The 589-nt window shown below is 64.9% G+C and carries 1 protein-coding gene; it reads left to right on the top strand.

What is annotated here, in order from left to right; genetic code table 11:
- A partial coding sequence (locus NKJ12_RS32200) for a phosphomethylpyrimidine synthase ThiC (protein ID WP_352707757.1) occupies positions 1-569 on the top strand: 569 nt, incomplete at its 5' end.
- Positions 570-589: the final 20 nt, after the last annotated feature.

Raw genomic sequence — 589 nt, 5'->3', positions numbered from 1 at the left:
AGCTCGCCGTCTGCGGCGAGGCGCCGTTCTATACGCTTGGGCCGCTGACGACCGACATCGCGCCGGGCTACGACCACATCACCTCCGGCATCGGCGCGGCGATGATCGGTTGGTTCGGCACCGCCATGCTCTGCTACGTCACGCCCAAGGAACATCTCGGCCTTCCCGATCGCAACGACGTCAAGACGGGCGTCATCACCTACAAGATAGCCGCGCACGCCGCTGATCTGGCGAAGGGTCATCCGGCGGCGAAACTCAGGGATGATGCCCTTTCCCGCGCGCGCTTCGAGTTCCGCTGGGAGGACCAGTTCAACCTGTCGCTCGACCCCGAAACCGCGCGGTCCTTCCACGATCAGACCTTGCCCAAAGAGGCGCACAAGCTGGCGCATTTCTGCTCGATGTGCGGGCCGAAATTCTGCTCCATGCGAATTTCCCACGACATCCGCGCCGAGGCGCAGAAGGAGGGCATGGCGGCGATGGCGGCGAAATACCGCGAGGGCGGCAATCTCTACATACCGGCTGACGAGACCGGCGCACCGGCCATGCCACAGGCGCGTGCGCCATCATGAGGGTGCTGGTCAAAGGGGCC

The sequence above is a fragment of the Mesorhizobium sp. M0195 genome (assembly GCF_040322115.1).
Lineage (GTDB): Bacteria > Pseudomonadota > Alphaproteobacteria > Rhizobiales > Rhizobiaceae > Mesorhizobium.
Note: the sequence above shows the minus strand (reverse complement) of the source record. Positions and strands in the feature narration are given on the sequence as shown.